Source organism: Saccharothrix texasensis, from assembly GCF_003752005.1.
GTDB classification, from domain to species: domain Bacteria; phylum Actinomycetota; class Actinomycetes; order Mycobacteriales; family Pseudonocardiaceae; genus Actinosynnema; species Actinosynnema texasense.
In genome coordinates, this window is the sequence record NZ_RJKM01000001.1 from 8755928 (window position 1) to 8771396 (window position 15469).

Annotated in this window: 13 protein-coding genes; 3 read left to right on the forward strand and 10 right to left on the reverse strand. The window is 74.1% G+C overall.

The features are described 5' to 3' along the window. Positions 1-24 precede the first annotated feature (24 nt). On the reverse strand, positions 25-1476 hold the full coding sequence (locus EDD40_RS39075; protein ID WP_123748615.1) for a protein adenylyltransferase SelO: 1452 nt from the start codon (positions 1474-1476) through the stop codon (positions 25-27). A 68-nt stretch (positions 1477-1544) separates the two neighbouring features. Next, positions 1545-3461, reverse strand: coding sequence for a discoidin domain-containing protein (locus EDD40_RS39080; RefSeq protein ID WP_123747340.1), 1917 nt, complete (start codon positions 3459-3461; stop codon positions 1545-1547). Between the two features lie 101 nt (positions 3462-3562). Here EDD40_RS39080 and EDD40_RS39085 point away from each other — a divergent pair, with 101 nt between their 5' ends. Beyond that, positions 3563-4555, forward strand: coding sequence for a LacI family DNA-binding transcriptional regulator (locus EDD40_RS39085; protein WP_123747341.1), 993 nt, complete (start codon positions 3563-3565; stop codon positions 4553-4555). A gap of 6 nt (positions 4556-4561) precedes the next feature. Here the strand turns inward: EDD40_RS39085 and EDD40_RS39090 are convergent, their stop codons facing one another. Beyond that, positions 4562-5581: an ankyrin repeat domain-containing protein gene (locus EDD40_RS39090; RefSeq protein WP_123747342.1), complete on the reverse strand. Its 1020-nt coding sequence runs from the start codon at positions 5579-5581 to the stop codon at positions 4562-4564. 540 nt (positions 5582-6121) lie between these two features. On the opposite strand from EDD40_RS39090, the gene EDD40_RS39095 reads away from it, so the two are divergent. After that, positions 6122-7264 carry a trypsin-like serine peptidase gene (locus EDD40_RS39095; RefSeq protein ID WP_123747343.1) on the forward strand — a complete coding sequence of 381 codons (1143 nt, stop codon included), beginning with the start codon at positions 6122-6124 and terminating at the stop codon, positions 7262-7264. Positions 7265-7353: 89 nt separating this feature from the next. Next, a complete protein-coding gene (gene ppk2, locus EDD40_RS39100; RefSeq protein ID WP_211348678.1) occupies positions 7354-8334 on the forward strand; it encodes a polyphosphate kinase 2 in 981 nt (326 codons plus the stop codon). A gap of 13 nt (positions 8335-8347) precedes the next feature. Here ppk2 and EDD40_RS39105 read toward each other — a convergent pair whose 3' ends face one another. From EDD40_RS39105 to EDD40_RS39135, 7 genes are all read right to left on the reverse strand, one after another. Next, complete coding sequence (locus tag EDD40_RS39105; protein WP_211348349.1) at positions 8348-9391, reverse strand: methyltransferase; 1044 nt, start codon at positions 9389-9391, stop codon at positions 8348-8350. 69 nt (positions 9392-9460) lie between these two features. Next, the gene (locus EDD40_RS39110) at positions 9461-10783 is read right to left on the reverse strand and encodes a serine/threonine-protein kinase (protein WP_123747344.1); all 1323 of its coding nucleotides are present in this window, start codon (positions 10781-10783) and stop codon (positions 9461-9463) included. 104 nt (positions 10784-10887) lie between these two features. After that, complete coding sequence (locus EDD40_RS39115) at positions 10888-11844, reverse strand: penicillin-insensitive murein endopeptidase (RefSeq protein ID WP_123747345.1); 957 nt, start codon at positions 11842-11844, stop codon at positions 10888-10890. A 145-nt stretch (positions 11845-11989) separates the two neighbouring features. Continuing rightward, on the reverse strand, positions 11990-12832 hold the full coding sequence (locus EDD40_RS39120) for a 3-hydroxyacyl-CoA dehydrogenase family protein (protein WP_123747346.1): 843 nt from the start codon (positions 12830-12832) through the stop codon (positions 11990-11992). A gap of 82 nt (positions 12833-12914) precedes the next feature. Continuing rightward, on the reverse strand, positions 12915-13946 hold the full coding sequence (locus EDD40_RS39125; RefSeq protein ID WP_123747347.1) for an HAD-IIIC family phosphatase: 1032 nt from the start codon (positions 13944-13946) through the stop codon (positions 12915-12917). Next, the gene (locus EDD40_RS39130; RefSeq protein ID WP_123747348.1) at positions 13943-15019 is read right to left on the reverse strand and encodes an acyl-CoA dehydrogenase family protein; all 1077 of its coding nucleotides are present in this window, start codon (positions 15017-15019) and stop codon (positions 13943-13945) included. The genes EDD40_RS39125 and EDD40_RS39130 overlap by 4 nt, the downstream gene beginning before the upstream one ends. A 3-nt stretch (positions 15020-15022) precedes the next feature. Then, positions 15023-15298, reverse strand: coding sequence for an acyl carrier protein (locus EDD40_RS39135; protein ID WP_123747349.1), 276 nt, complete (start codon positions 15296-15298; stop codon positions 15023-15025). Between the last annotated feature and the right edge of the window lie 171 nt (positions 15299-15469).

The following is a 15469-nucleotide window of genomic DNA, read 5'->3' on the forward strand; positions in this document are numbered from 1 at the left end:
GACGGGAACCGGCGCGGCGGAGGCTCAGGTCCCGCAGAACGTCTGGTAGGCGGCGGCGAACCGCTCCGGCGCCGGTTCGGCGTAGCGGTCCAGCCCGGGCCGCTCGTCGTAGGGCGCCGTCACCGCGTCGAGGAGCCGTTCCAGCGGGGCGGGGTCGCCTTCGGTCGCGGCGGTGAGCGCCTCCTCCACCAAGTGGTTGCGGGGGACGTAGGCGGGGTTGACCCGGCGCATGGCGGCGGCGTCCGGTCCGAGGGCGCGCCAGCGGACCAGCCAGGCGTCGATCCCGGCCAGGTCGAGGAACAGCTCGCGCGCGGGCTCGGTGTCGCCGTCGGCCGCCGCGCCCAGACGGCGGTGGAACGAGGTGTGGTCGACGCGGTTGTCCCGGAGCAGCGCGAGCAGGTCGTCCACCAGCGGCGCGGGCGCGGGGTGGTCGAGGCCGAGCTTCGCGGCCATGCCGGTCGACCACGCGTCGTCGTACCGCGCGCGGAACGTGCCCAGCGCCTCGACCGCCGCCGCGACGGCCCGCTCCTCGTCGTCGGCGAACAGCGGCAGCAGGGCCTCGGCGAGCCGGGCCAGGTTCCACTCGGCCACGCGCGGCTGGTTGCCGTAGGCGTAGCGCCCGGCGTGGTCGATGGAGCTGTAGGCGGTGGCCGGGTCGAACGCGTCCATGAACGCGCAGGGCCCGTAGTCGATGGTCTCGCCGGAGATCGTCATGTTGTCGGTGTTCATGACCCCGTGCACGAAGCCGACGAGCATCCACCGCGCCACCAGCGACGCCTGCGCCGCGACCACCGCCTCGAACAGCGCGAGGTGGCGGTTCGCGGCCTCGACCGCCTCCGGGTGGTGGCGGCCGATGGCGTGGTCGGCCAGCCGGCGCAGCAGGTCGACGTCCCCGGTGGCGCGGGCGTACTGGAAGCTGCCGACGCGCAGGTGGCTGCTCGCCACGCGGGCGAGCACGGCTCCCGGGAGCACGGTCTCGCGGCGCACCGGCCGCCCGGTCGCCACCACGGCCAGCGAACGGGTCGTCGGGATGCCGAGGGCGTGCATCGCCTCGCTGACGACGTACTCGCGCAGCATCGGGCCGACCGCCGCCAAGCCGTCGCCGCCACGGGCGAACGGGGTGCGCCCGGAGCCCTTGAGGTGCAGGTCGCGGGGACGGCCGTCGGCGTGGGGTAGTTCGCCGAGCAGCAGGGCGCGGCCGTCGCCGAGCCGCGGCGCGTAGTGCCCGAACTGGTGCCCGGCGTAGGCCTGCGCGACCGGCGTGACGCCCTCGGGGACCTGCTCGCCGACGAGCAGTCGCAGGCCCTCCGGGCCGCGCAGCCAGGCGGCGTCCAGGCCGAGCTCGGCGGCCAGCCGTTCGTTGAGCACGAGCAGGTTCGGCGCGGGAGCGGGCTCGGCCCGCCACGCCAGGGCCAGCTCCGGGAGCGTGCGGGCGAAGTGGTCGCCCAGGGTGACGGTTGCCGGTGCGGTGCTCACCTGATCCACGGTACGTCGTCCGGGGCCGCGGCCCGGTCGGGGTCGCGCGACCCCGACCGGGCCGCGGCTCAGCGGTACAGGCGGACGTCGGCGACGCTCCACCAGTCGCCCGCCGACGCCGTGGTGCTGACGCGCAGGTAGCGGGCCCGCGTGCGCGGCAGGTCGACGGTGGTCGCCTGGCCCGCGCCCGCTCCGGCGGCCAGGGTCCGCCAGTCGACGCCGTCGTGGCTGGCCGACAACCGCCAGCCGCGGGCGTAGTCGCCGAGGTTGCCGCCGCTGTCGATGACCACCCGCCGGAACGTCGTCTCCCGGCCGAGGTCGACCTGGAGCCGCTGACCGGGTTCCTGCGCCCGGCCGCTGCTCCACCGGGTGGACGCGTCGCCGTCCACGGCGGCGGCCGCGTTCTCGCCGATCGGCGAGGTGGTGGCGACGGCGCCGGCCAGGGAGACCGGATCGAGACCGTCCCGCAACGCCCTGTGGCGCGGCCAGGTGAACGTGGCCAGGGCGCCGCCGGGCAGGGTGTACTCGAAGGTCCGCTCGCCGACGGCGACCGCGAACGTGCGCGGGTCGTCGTTCTGGTTGTGCACCACCAGCGCCGCGGAACCGTCCGGGTTGCGGAACGCGACGTCCATGACCTGGCCGTTCCAGCCGGTCGTGCCGAACGACGTGCTGGCGACGCGCTTCGCGCCCGGCTTCACGAACTTCGCCAGGTGGCCGATCGTGTAGTACTCGGCGTCGGTGGACACGGTCCCGTCCGGGTGGGCCGTGACGAGGCCGGTGCACGTGCCGCAGCCGCCGTTGTGCGGGCCGCCCGCGCTGTCCAGCGCGATGTTCCAGTTCACCGCCGACTTCGCCCAGTTGCGGGTCGTGCCGATGACGACGTTGCGGGCGTGCCACGTGAGCGTGTCGCGGAAGACCCGCCCGGGAGGGTCGGCCGGGCCGTGCGAGCCGGAGCACTCGGTGAACCAGACGCCCTTGTCCGGGAACGCGTCGCGCAACGCGGTCTGCGCCGCCGGGTCGCCCGAGTAGCAGTGGTACGCGGTGCCCGCGACCCAGCGCGCGGCCGGGCTCCGCAGGATCCGGAACGGGTAGTCGGTCTCCGGGTCCTCGCCGGGCGGGGTGGCGGCGACGTCGTTGGGGTGGGTGCTCCAGTTGTGGTCGTAAGCGAGGATCTTCGTGCGCGGGCTCGCCTTGCGCAGCAGCGGACCCAGCGCCTCGATCACCTTGATCTGCTGCGCCACCGGCATGTCCGTGCCGGGGTAGGCGTCGGGCGTCCGGTTCTGCGGCTCGTTCTGCAACGACAGGAAGTCGACCGGCACCCCGGAGGCGGTGTACGCCTGGACGAACTTCACCAGGTAGCGCGCGTAGGCCTGGTAGATCGCGGGGTCGTCCTTCAACCGGCCGCCGACCAGCGAGTCCGTGGTCTTCATCCACGCCGGCGGGCTCCACGGCGTGCCCATGACCTTCAGCGCCGGGTTGAGCTGCTTGGCCCGGCGCAGCAGGGGCAGGATCTCGGCCTGGTCGTGGGCGATGCTGAAGTGGCGCAGCTCGAAGTCGGTCCGACCGGCCGGGACGTCGTCGTAGGTGTAGTGCTCGGCCTCGGCGGTGAAGTCCGAGGAGCCGATCGGCTGGCGCAGGAAGCTCACGCCGATGCCGCGCACCGGGTCGAACAGCTTGCGCATCGTCTCCTCGCGCGTCGCCGGGTCGAGGCGGTGCAGCACGTCGGCCGACGAGTCGGTGATCGACGCGCCGAAGCCGTCGACCTCCTGGTAGGTCACGTCAGGGTCGACCACGATGGTCGGGTGCGGTGACGCGCCGCTCCGGAACGCCACGGACGGCCGTTCGGCGAGCAGCTCGCTCCGGTCCACCGTCGTGACCCACACCCGGGCCGAGGGGGTGTCGCGGTCCGCCGCCTGCGCGGCGCCGGTCAGGCCGACCGCGAGCGCCGCGACGGCGGTCAGGGCGATCGTCCGGGATCTGTTCATCGCGCTCCTCGGGCAATGTAACAACCGCTGGAATGTGTTTCGTGATGGAACACGTGACGCGTCAGGCAAGTCAAGGCGCAAGCCGCGGTTAAGCTGCCGAGGTGAACAGGCGTGCGAGGGTGCGCGACATCGCCGCGGAGGCGGGTGTCTCGATCGCCACCGTCTCCCGGGTGCTCAACGACCACGTGAGCGTGGCGCCGCGCACGCGTGAGCTGGTGCTCCGGGCGATGGCGCGCAGCCGGGCCGACGCGCCCGGGGGCCGCCGCACCGTGCACGTCCGGTGCCCCTACGTGCTGACGGACTACTTCGGCCTGATCGTCTCCTCGATCGCCGAGACGTTGCGGCTGCACGGCGCCCGGATGGTCCTCGACGCGGGCGTGTCGGCCCGGAGCTCCGACGTGCTGGGCGCGCTCGCCGACGAGCCCGACGTCGACGCCGCGATCCTGATCCTGCCGCCGGAGGACGGCGACCAGCTCGTCGCGCTGGCCCGCCGCGGCCTCCCGTTCGTCGTGGTCGACCCGCGCACCGCGCCGCCGCCGGACATCGCCTCGGTGTCGGCCGCCCACCTCGCGGGCGCACGCGCGCTCACCGCGCACCTGGTCGACCTGGGCCACCGCGACATCGGCGTCATCGCCGGACCCCGGGAGTGGCTGGCGGGCGACGCGCGCACGGCGGGCCACCACGCCGCGTTGGCGCAGGCCGGCGTGCTGCCCGCCCGCCACCGGGTGCACCACGTGGAGCCGACCGCGGCCGAGGGGTTGCGCGCCGCCGCCGACCTGCTGGACGAGCCGCGCCGGCCGACCGCGATCGTCTGCTTCAACGACAAGCTCGCGGTCGGCGCGTTGCGCGCCGCGCACGACCGGGGGCTGCGGGTGCCCGAGGACCTGTCCGTCGCGGGGTTCGACGACATCGACCTCAGCCGCGCGACCCGGCCGGCGTTGACCACGGTCCGGCAGCCCCTGCAGGAGATGGGCCGCATCGCGGTCAGCCAGCTCGTGCGCGTCCTCGACGGCCACCGGCCCGAAGCGCTGCACCTGGAGCTGTCGACGACGCTGGTCGTGCGCGACTCGACCGGACCGGCGCCCGCTCGGTAGCTCTCGTTACAGCCTTTGTTCCATTTGTTCCAGCAAGACGGCGGCCACTTCGGCGTGCCCAGGGCCGCCGTCGCCCGAACGCTCGCACCACTCCAGCGGCGTGCGGAGGTGCCGGGGGTCGCGCAGGGTCGGGTCGGCCCCGTGCGCCAGCAGCCGGCGGACGCCGGCGGGCTTGCCGTTGGCCGCGGCGACGTGCAGCGGCAGCCGCTGCCAGTCGGCGTCGGCCTCGTTGACGGGCGTGCCCGCGGCGACGAGCCGGTCGACGACCTCCAGCCGCTGGTGGTCGGCGGCGAACACCAGCGACCGCAGCCGGCACTGCGGGCCGAGCCGTTCCGGCGGCCAGGCGGACAGGTCGGCGGCCATCTCCGGGCTGTCGACCCGGGCGCCGGCGGCCACCAGCAGGTCGAGGACCTCGGTCATCCCGAACACCGCCGCGTGCTCCACCGCCGTGCCGCCGGGCACGCCGCCCGAGTCCGGCGCGGCGGTCGCGTCCAGGTCGGCGCCGGCCGCGATCAGCACCTCGGCGACGCCGACGTCGCCACAACTGGCGGCGGTGATCAGCGGGGTCTCCTGGTCGCCGGGGTGCCCGTCCACCGGTGCGCCCGCGTCGATCAGCGCCCTGGCCGCCGCGTCCGAACCGGGCAGGTCGCGGGGCAGGCCGAGGCGTCGGTGGTCGAGCCGCAGCATGGCCAGGTAGCCGAGCACGTCGGCGCCCTTGCGGTGGTCCGCCCAGTTCTCCATCCGGGTCGTGGCCGCCTCGGGGTGGCGGGCCAGCAGCTCGGCCAACCGGGTCGGGTCCCGCCGGTTGAGGACGTCGCGGCGCTCGACCTCCAGCTTGAGCCCGGCCCAGCTCGGGAACCCGTGCTCCCGCGCGACCGCGAGCTGCGCGGAGGCGAGGACGACCCGGTCGGACACCGCCCGGACGCGGGCGAGCGCGGCGGCGTCGTCCCGGCGGGCGGCCCGCAGCAGGTCCCGGGCCTGGTGCCGCAGGTGGTCGAGATCCGGTCGCGCGGGAAGCTCGGGCATGACATCTCCTTCGGCGCCGGGTCGAGCGTACTGGTGGGCGGGACGGCGCCGGCCGGTCACGCACGTGCGTCGGGCACGGTGGCGCCGACGATCAAGGGCCGGCAGTCCCGTTCGGCCACAGGTGCGGCCGCCGTCACCGCGCCGGACGCGGCGACCGCGGCCGACGTGCTCGGGTTGATCCGGCGCAAGCGGGTGACGTGGGCGCACGGCGTCGAGCCGGCCTACGACGGCGCGGTGTTCGTCGCGCCCCCGATCGGTCCCCGGGTGCTGGTGCGGGGCCGCCGCCTGCCCGACGCGCCCAGCCCGGGGTTTCCCGGACCGGGTCGCCGGGCTGAGCCGGCGGCTCGGGCACGCGCAGTTCTTCCAGGTCACTGGACAGTCCACAGAGGACGGTCGACCGGGCGGGTTCGCGGCCGGCCGACCTCTTCGTCCTTTGTGGACTGACAACCGCTACCCGACGTTCGGCGGGCTGACACCCCACGTCCGGAGGAGCAGCATCGGGGTGGTCACCCATCCCTGCTCCAGATGTGAGGTGAACCAGTGCGGAGAACCCTGCAACTCCTCGCTGCCGCCCTCCTCGCGGTACCGCTGTCAAGCGGCACCGCGACCGCGGCGCCGGCGCCGGACCTCGTCGAACAGGTCCAGCAGGTCGGCCAGGACGAGGTCGTCTCGACCGTCCTGGACGGCCGGCACCAGACCACGACCCTCCGACGACCGGGCTCCTGGTACCTGAAGACGCACTTCACCGGCCTGCGCCTGGTCGCGGGCGACGTGCTCACGGTGTCCGACCCGGCGGGCGGCGAGACCTACCGCTACACCGCCGACGTCACCGCGTCGGGCACCGCGACCGTGGACGGCACGGGCTTCTGGGCCATGTCGGTCACCGGCGACCAGGCCGTGGTCGGCCTGCGCGGCCGGGACGGCGGCCCGGCGCACCCGGCCAGCCGGGTGAAGCTCGACAAGATCACCCGCGGGTACACCGACGCGGAGATGGCCGCGGCGGCGGAACTGGCGCCGAAGAGCGTGTGCGGCACGAACGACTACCGCGACGCCGTCTGCTACCAGTCGAGCAACCCCACCGAGTTCGGCAAGACCAAGGCGGTGGCGAAGCTGCTGCGCAACGGCGGCTCGCTGTGCACGGCCTGGCGGGTCGGCGCGGACAACCGGATGCTGACCAACAACCACTGCTTCACCAGCGGCACCGGCATCGAGGTGTGGTTCAACTACCAGTGCCCCACCTGCGGCGGCACCGCCACCGCGACGGTCACCAAGGTGCTGGTGTCCTCGGTGCTCAAGACCAGCGCGGCGCTGGACTACACCCTGTTCAGCGTCACGAACTTCGCGTCGCTGGCCTCGTTCGGCTACCTGGAGCTGGACGCGCGGGTCCCCGCGGTCGGCGAGGAGATGTACATCGTCGGCCACCCGGCGGGCAAGCTCAAGAAGCTCTCCCTGCGCGACGACCAGAACGGCGGCGGCTACTGCGCCGTGTCCGCTGTCCGGGTCAACGGCAGCTCGTCGCAGTCCGACATCGCCTACCGGTGCGACACCGAGGGCGGCTCGTCCGGTTCGCCGGTGCTGTCCCGGAGCACGCACAAGGTGATCGGCCTGCACCACTACGGCGGCTGCCCGAACCAGGGCGTCCGCATCGACCTGGTGGCCGCCCAGATCGGCGCGCTGCTCTGACCCCCACGCGGGTCGCGCTCCCGGGCGCGACCCGCGTGACCGGCAGGTTTGGCCGAACCCCGGCCGGGTACGTCGATCCCGTGGACAGCCTGCTCGACTTCGGTGACTTGTTCCCCGGCCTGCGCGTGGAAGACCTCGTGGTGGACTACGACGACGGGGACGACCCGGTGCTGCGGCACCCCGACGGCACGGAGATCGACACCTGGCGGGAGAACTACCCGTACCCGACGCGGTTGACCCGCGAGGAGTACGAGCTGTCCAAGCGGTTGCTCCAGATCGAGCTGCTGAAGCTGCAGTACTGGATCAAGGACACCGGTGGGCGCATGGTCGTCGTGTTCGAGGGGCGTGACGCGGCGGGCAAGGGCGGCACCATCAAGCGGTTCACCGAGCACCTCAACCCGCGCGGGGCGCGGGTGGTGGCGCTGGGCAAGCCGACCGAGCGCGAGCAGGGCGAGTGGTACTTCCAGCGGTACGTCGACCACCTGCCGACCGCCGGCGAGATCGTGCTGTTCGACCGGTCCTGGTACAACCGCGCCGGTGTCGAGCGGGTCATGGGCTACTGCACCGACGAGCAGTACGAGCGCTTCATGCGGCAGGCGCCCACGTTCGAGCGGATGTTGGTGGACGACGGCATCATGCTGGTCAAGCTGTGGTTCTCGGTGTCGCGCGCGGAGCAGCGGACGCGGTTCCTGATCCGGCAGGTCGACCCGGTGCGGCAGTGGAAGCTGAGCCCGAACGACATCAAGTCGCTCGACCGGTGGGACGCCTACACCGAGGCGAAGGTGGCGATGTTCCGGGCCACCGACACCCACGCCGCGCCGTGGACCGTGGTGAAGAGCAACGACAAGAAGCGGGCCCGGGTCGAGGCCATGCGCAGCGTGCTGGCCCGCGTCGACTACGCCGAGAAGGACCCCGAGGTGGTCGGCGAGCCGGACCCGCGGGTGGTCGGGCCGGCGGCCACGCTGCTGGAGGAGGGGGAGGACGAGACCGCGCTCAGCCCGACACCGCTCGCGAACGCCGACGACGTGGACTCGAGTGACACCGACCCCGGGCCGGGCGTGCACCCCTGACCGCGGACCGCCGTCACGTGGCGGGCGCGCCCTCGACGATCGACAGCCGGGTTCCGGTCGGGAGCACCCTGGTCACGCGCAGGCCCGCCTCGGCGAACAGCGCGTCGAAATCGGCGCGGGTGCGTTCCCGCCCGGGCAGCGAGCTCATCATGAGCAGGTCGATGACCTTGCCCGGGTCGGGGTCGTTGCCGGGCGGGATCACGGCGTCGACCACCAGCACGCGACCGTGTTCGGAGACGGCCTCGCGGCAGTGGCGCAGGATGCGCGCGGACTGCTCGTCGTCCCAGTCGTGCAGGATCCGCTTGATCAGGTAGAAGTCGCCGGGCGGCGCCTCGGCGAAGAAGTCGCCGGCGACCAGGTCCCAGCGGTCGTCCGCGCCGAGTTCGCCGAGCCGGTGCTCCCGCAGCACGTGCGGCTGCTCGAAGAGCACGCCGCGCACGCCCGGGTGCTCGCGCAGCACGGCCAGCAGCAGGCCGCCGTGTCCGCCGCCCAGGTCGACCACGGTGCTCGCCGGCGGGAACTCGCAGGCCCGCGCGACCAGGGGGTTCTCCGGGTCCGACATCGCCGCCATGCCGACGTGGAAGACCGCCGCGGTCTCGGCGTCGCGGGCGAAGTGGTCGAAGAACGGCATCCCGAACAGCCGGTCGAACGGCGAGGTCCCGGTGCGCACGGTCTCCTCCAGCTCGCCCGCCGGCCGCCAGAACGTCCGGTCGGTGAGCATCAGGACCGCCGCGCGGTACGACCCGGGCACGTCGCCGCGCAGCAGTTCGGCGGCGGGGGTGAGCGCGAACCGGCCCGGGGCGTCCTCGGTGAAGATCCCGCGCGTGGCCAGCAGCCGCAACGCCCGGTGCAGGTTGAGCGGGTCGGCGCCGACCGCCTCGGCCAGCTCGGCGACCGGGCGCGGTCCCGCGCCCAGGTGGTCGGCCACGCTCAACGCCGCGACCGCGCGCAGGGCGGCCGAGAACAGGTAGCCCATCGCGTGGTCCATCAGGGCGAAGCGGGGATCGGTCTCCGCCGGCCGTCCGGCCGGTCCGGGCGAGTTCTCCACAGTCGACACGGTCCGCACACTAGCGATGACCGAGAGTCATGACCAGTGGTCGTTCGCCAGGAGGTCGTCGACCGCGCGTCAGCCCTCGTCCTCGGGGTTCTTGATGTTCTCGGTGTTCTCGGTCGGCTGGACCGACGGCTCGGGCTCCGGGCTGGGCTCGGGGGCCGCGGACGTGGTCGTCACCGGGGCCGTGGTCGGCTGGACCGTGGTGGTGGGCACGACGGGCGCGGTGGTGCCGCCGTCCGGTCCGGCCGCGGGGTCCGCCGCGTCCACCTCCGCGGCCGCCGGGGCCCCGGCCCGCGTCGTGGCCTGCTGCTGGGCGGTCGCCGCCGCACCCGTGCCGGTGGTCTGCGGCGTCACGATGAACCGGGGCTCCGCCTGGTCCTGCGGCGCGTCCGTCGACCCCGCCGTGCCGGGTGACGCCTGCTGCGTCGTGGACGCGGGCGAGGGGGAGGTCGCCGGCGAGTCGTCCGGGATCGCGGCCATGGTGATCGCGAACGCGCCGACCAGCGCGCTCGCCGAGGCGACGAGCACCTGCCACGACGGGCGGCCCGGCGTGCGCGGGAGCTCCTCGGTGTCCGCCTCGGCCACGGCGGCGGGCAGCGGTGCGGCGGCGCCGGGCAGCGGTGCGACGCCGGCCGTCAGGATCCGCGCGCAGTCGTGCGCGGTGGGCCGGTCCTCCGGTGCGGCGGACGTCATCCTCGCCACCAGGTCCCGGACGTCGGCGGGCAGGTCGTCGGGGATGACGGGCGGGCGGTGCAGCCGGGCGACCGCCGCCTCCACGTCGCCGCCCTCGTACTCGCGCCGCCCGGTCAGGCACTCCAGCAGCACCAGCCCCAGGGCGTAGACGTCGGCCGGGTGGTCGACGTCCTGGCCGAGCACCTGTTCGGGCGCGAGGTAGCCGGCGGTGCCGACCAGCTGGTCGGTGCGGGTCAGCCGGGTGGCGCCGGTCAGGTGGGCCAGGCCGAAGTCGGCGAGGTAGGCGTCGTCCTGGTGGTCGAGCAGGATGTTCGCCGGCTTCACGTCGCGGTGCACCAGGTTGTGGGCGTGCACGTGCGCCAGCGCGTCGGCCAGCCGGGCGCCGAGTCGGCGCACCTCGTCCGGTGGCAGCGGGCCGAGGAGCAGCCGGTCGTGCAAGGTCCGGCCTTCGACCAGCCGGAGCACCACGAACGGCGGCGTCGCGGTGGTGTCGGCGTCGTAGACCGACACCAGCGCGGGGTGGGTGAGCCCGGCCAGGACGTGGACCTCGTTGTCGAACCGCCGCGCGGCCTCGGGATCGAAACCGGGCTGCACCAGCTTGACCGCGACGTGCCGGCGCAGCACGGTGTCCCACGCCCGGTGCACTTCTGCCATGCCGCCGATCCCGATGGGCTCGATCAGCCGGTAGCGGTCGGCCAGCACGTTCTCTCCTGCCGAGGGTGACACCTCGTACCTCCGGTCGTGGGAGCAGGACACTTCCGAATGCCCTGATCACGCCGGCGGCAAACAGGTGAGCCCGCCTCGGGTCAGCAGTCGTAGGCGCTGTTCGGGTGCGCGTTCTCGCAATAGCGCACGTGCAGGTGGTTGTCGTGGTTCGGGTACTCGGTGGTGAGGCCTTCGCCGATCAGCACGGGGTCGTTGAAGAACACGAGCGCCACGTGGCCGGGCGCGGCGGCGCGAACGGCCTGCACCAGCCGGCGGGTCGCGTCGCGGTCGTAGGTGGCGGACTGCCACGTGATGCGCCCGGCCGTGCACTGCGCGTCGTCGGTGCGGATCGGCCAGAGGTCCGCATCGAGGCCCACCTCGTGACTGGCGTGGCCCGGGATGTCGCCGCCGTGCTCGAACCCGACGTCGCCCAGGGGGATCCGGCCCTGGCCGGTGGCGGCGAACGTCCGCGCGGCGGCTTCCAGCTGGCCGATCGCGGCGCCGGTGCCCCAGTTGGCGCCGCCGTTGCCGTCCGGGTCCTGGTCGCACAGACCGGCCGCGAGGTCGGGGTGGACGTGGTGCCACAGCAGGTTGCGCCACGTGGTCGGACCCACGACGCCGTCGGCGCCGATGCCCGCGTGCTGCTGGAACGCGACCACGGCCCCTCGGGTGGCGGCGTCGAACGTCCCGGTCACGGCGGCGGACGTGCGTCGCTTCGCGTTGAGCTGGACCTGGAGGGCGCGGACGGCCGGGCCGGTGGCGCCCTCCCGGAGGGTGACCGCGAGCTGCGCCCAGGTGTCGGGGCCGACGACGCCGTCCGCGGTCAACCCCTTGGCGCGCTGGAAGTCGCGCACGGCCGCGTCGGTCGCGGAGCCGAAGATCCCGTCGGCGGTCACCTGGCGGCCGTGGTGGTGCAGCAGGTGCTGCGCGGCCAGCACGTCCACGCCCCGGTTGCCGGTCTCCTGGGTGGGGTAGAAGGCTTGGGCGTAGGCGTGTGCGGGCGTCGTGGCCAGGGCGCAGAGGACGACGGCGACCAGGACCGCCAGTGCACGGCTCATCAGGGGCTCCTCGCGGGGTGGGTGGTCGGTCGCTGCCAGACAACCGCGCCCGGTGGTGAAGAGTCAACCAACCGGTGGCGGATCGTGAAAATCGCACGCGGAAGGCCGTGGTGCCGGACGAGCGCCGACCGCTCGCGGGCAGGGTTCAGAGCCGCCAGTCGTGGAAGCCCCGGCCCGACTTCTTGCCCAACCGGCCGGCCGCGACCAGTTCCACGAGCAGCGGGCTCGGGGTGTAGGCCGGGTCGGCCAGCAGGTCGCGCAGCACCAGCAGGGTGTCCCGGATGGTGTCCAGGCCGATCAGGTCGGCGGTCCGCAGCGGGCCCATCGGGTGGCCGAAGCAGGACTCGAAGACCTGGTCGACGGCCGCCGCGGGCGCGGTGCCCTCCGCCACGACCTTCACCGCCTCGTTGATGGCCAGCATCAGCACCCGGTTGGTCACGAAGCCGGGCGCGTCCGACACCACGATCGCCTTCTTGCCCAGCGACGACAGCACGTCCGCCGTGCGGGCCATCGTCGCGTCGGACGTCCCAGGGCCGCGCACCACCTCGACGGTGTCCTTCAACGGCGCGGGGTTCATGAAGTGGGTGGCCAGCACGCGGTCCGGCCGGGTGGTCGCGGCGGCCAGCACGCCGACCGGGATCGCCGAGGTGCACGACGCCAGCACGGTGTCCGGCGCGCAGAGGTCGTCCAGGGCGGCGAACAGCCCTTCCTTCACCGGGATCCGCTCCGGGCCGCACTCCACGACGAACCCGCACCCGGCCACGTCGCCGAGGTCGGCCGTCCAGCTCAGCCGGTCGGGCACGAGGTCCGGGTCGGCGGGCGCGGAACCCAGCAACGCCTGCAACCGGAGCCCCCGCCGGACCCGGTCGGGCCCGCCGGCCAGCGCCGCCGGGTCGGGGTCGACCACGACCACCTCGTGCCCGGCCGCGGCGAAGCACTGCGCCACGCCGGTGCCCATGACCCCCGCGCCGACCACGCCGACCTTCACGAACGCCTCCTGCGGGGTGATCGGGTCGGGCCGGCGGTCACGGTCGGCCTCCGGCAGACGGTCCGGGCCGGCGCGGCGGGTGTCACCGCTGCCTGCCGTCGACCAACCGCACGTGCGCGGGCGGCGGGGGCGGGGTGGGGGAGGTGCGGGCCAGGAGCAGCCGGTCGCCGTCCCGCTCCACCACCTCGAAACCGGCGAACCGGAGCGTCACCAGCATCACCTGGTTGACCGGGGTGCGCAGGAACCGCGCCACCGGACGCCGCCCGCGCGCCAAGGCGTCCCGCACGATGTCGCCCAGCAGCACCGCCCCGACCCCGCGCGACATCACCCGGCACGACATCAGCAGCAGCTCCACCACCGCGTCCCCACCCACGTGCGCCACGACCGCGAGCCCGATCGTCCCGTAGTCGCCGAACCGGTCCCTCAACCGCGCCACCAGGACCTCGTGCGACGCCGACGCGCACAGCGCCCGCAGCTCCGCCGCGTCGAACGTGATCCCGGTCGTGTTGAGCTGGTGCGTCCGCACCGTCAGCTCGCCCGCCCGGTCCAGGTCGGCCTCGGTCGCGGGCGCCACGGTCAGCTCCAGCTCCAGCGACGCCAGGAACTCCACCGCCGACCCGCCGAACCGCGACTCCGCCTCCACCCGCCGCCGTTCGGTCAGGTACGACTCGCGCCGCCGCCGCGACTCCGCCGTCACCGTCCCCGGCTGGAACTCCGGCAACGACGCCAACCGCCCCACCTGCTCGGCCGGGTAGCACCGCACCTGCGGCAGCGCCGAAGCGACCTCCGCCCGTTCCACGGCGTCGTTGTCGGCGAACGCGACGGTGTCCAGCCCGATGTTCAGGTCCTCCGCGATCCGGCGCACGGCCTCGGACTTCGCGCCCCAGCCGACCTCCACCGCGCAGAACATCCCGTCGAGGCCGTGCTCGGCGAGGTGCGCCAGCGCCACCGCGTGGTCACCCCGGCTGGCCACCGCGTGCAGGATGCCCCGCTCGTCCAACGCCTTCAGCGCCGCCACCGCCTCCGGGCGCGGCACCGGACGGTCGCCTTCGAGCACGACGCCGTCCCACAACGTGTCGTCCAGGTCCCAGACCAGGCACTTGACCACCGTCACGACCCACCTCGCAACGCGTAGCCGCCGAGGTGCTGCTCGGCCACCTCGTCGGCGCCCTCGATGACCCGCATGACCGCCGCGTCGCGGTGGAACCGGCCGACCGCGCTGTCCGGCGCGATCCCCGCCGCGCCGTGCAGCCGCACGGCGTGCTCCGCCACCACGGACGCCGCCCGCGCCGCGCCGTACTTCGCCAGCACCGTCTCGGCCAACGCCTCCGGGTCACCGCGCTCGCGCGACGCCGTGGCGTGGGCGCACAACCGCCGCGCGGCCCGCACCTCCACCAGGCACCGCCCGAGCACCGCCCGCACGGCCGGGTGCGAGGACAGCGGCACGCCGCCCTGCACCCTGGTCTTGACGTGCTCGACCGCGCGCTCCAGGCAGGCCGCCGCCATCCCCGCGCACCCCCAGGCCACGGTGAACCGCCCGTGGTCCAACGCCGTGCCGACCACGTGCGACAGGCCGAACCCCGGCGGCGCCAGCACCTCGGCCACCGGCACGCCGTCGAAGCCCACGTGCGCGATCCAGGCCGCGCGCAGCCCCAGCTGCCCGGACACCGGCTCCACCGACACGCCCGGCTGCCCGGCCTCCACCAGCACGGCCACCGGCCGCCCGGCCGACGACGCCAGCACCAGGAACACGTCGGCCACCGCGCCGAACGTCACCCACAGCTTGCGGCCGCGCAGCAGACCGCCGTCCAGGGACGTGCTCACCGCCGCCAAGTCGCTGCCCGCGCCGGCCTCCGTCGCCGCGAACCCGGCCACCACCCCGCCCGAGGTCAACGCGGGCAGCCACCGGTCGCGCTGCTCGGCGTCACCCCAGCGCAGCACCGCCGCGGCCACCATGCCCTGCACGGTGACCAGCGCCCGCAGCGCGCTGCACACACCGCCGAAGTCCTCGCACAGCCGGCCCACCTCGGTCGGCGACCAGCCCCGACCGCCGTACCGGACGGGCACGTCGGCGGCCAGGAACCCGGCCTCCGCCACCGCCCGCACGACCTCGGCGGGCACGCCGCCGGACCGGTCCCAGTCGCCCGCGTCCGCGCGCACGGACTCGGCGAACGCCCCGTGGTCCACCGCTCACCGCGCCCCGGCGAGCTTGCCGCGCACGAACGCGGCTATTCGGTTCATGGTCCGGAAGTTGTCCAGGTCGAGGTCTTCGACGTCCACCCGGATGGCGAAGCGCTTTTCCACGTAGGTCACCAGTTCCAACGCGAGCAGCGAGTTCACCAAGCCGAGCGCGAAATAGTCCTGATCGGGTTCCAGAGCACTTTCCGGCAGGACCGAGGTGAAGAACGACCGGACCTGCTCGACGATCGTGCCGAGGTCGTCGTCCGTGCCGAAGTCGCTGGCCACGTGACCTCCTCCGGTGAAGTCCCAGGCAACGTAACACGTTCCGGCAAGCGTGGGGGAGCGACGTTCGGTAATTCGCAGCGCGACCGGCGGCTTCGGCTCCCCGAATGGTATGCCGCCGATCGGCGGTTGTCCTCGCACGGGTGGCGCTGGAAACGTCGGTGATCCGGCCGG